1 protein-coding gene is annotated in these 283 nt (G+C 66.4%); it reads right to left on the bottom strand.

Features of this window, described 5'->3' with window-relative positions; genetic code table 11:
* A partial coding sequence (locus KVT39_RS36830; RefSeq protein ID WP_217591467.1) for an FHIPEP family type III secretion protein occupies positions 1–283 on the bottom strand: 283 nt, incomplete at both ends.

The raw sequence follows: 283 nt of genomic DNA, 5'->3' as shown, positions 1-283 counted from the left end.
ACCTTGTCCAGATTGCCGATCAGCCCCAGAGAGCTGTCGCTGCCGCCCGCCGCCGCTGAAACGCCCGCCGCGCCAGCCATGCCGGACATGCCGGCGCTGCTTGATTGCGCCCCGCCGCCCGCCGCCCGCTTGGCTTTGCGATGCTCGTAATAGAACAACCCTCCCAGCGCCGCGGCCAACAACATAAACACCTGCAGCGGAAAACCGGGCAGCATGCCCATCGCCAAGGCCAACACTGCCGTCACCGCGAGCACGAACGGCTTGCCCAGCAACTGGCTCATGA

Origin of the sequence: Burkholderia sp. GbtcB21, from assembly GCF_019091065.1 — a bacterium.
Classification (GTDB): Bacteria; Pseudomonadota; Gammaproteobacteria; order Burkholderiales; family Burkholderiaceae; genus Burkholderia; species Burkholderia pyrrocinia_C.
This window is presented reverse-complemented; position numbering and strand designations above follow the sequence as displayed.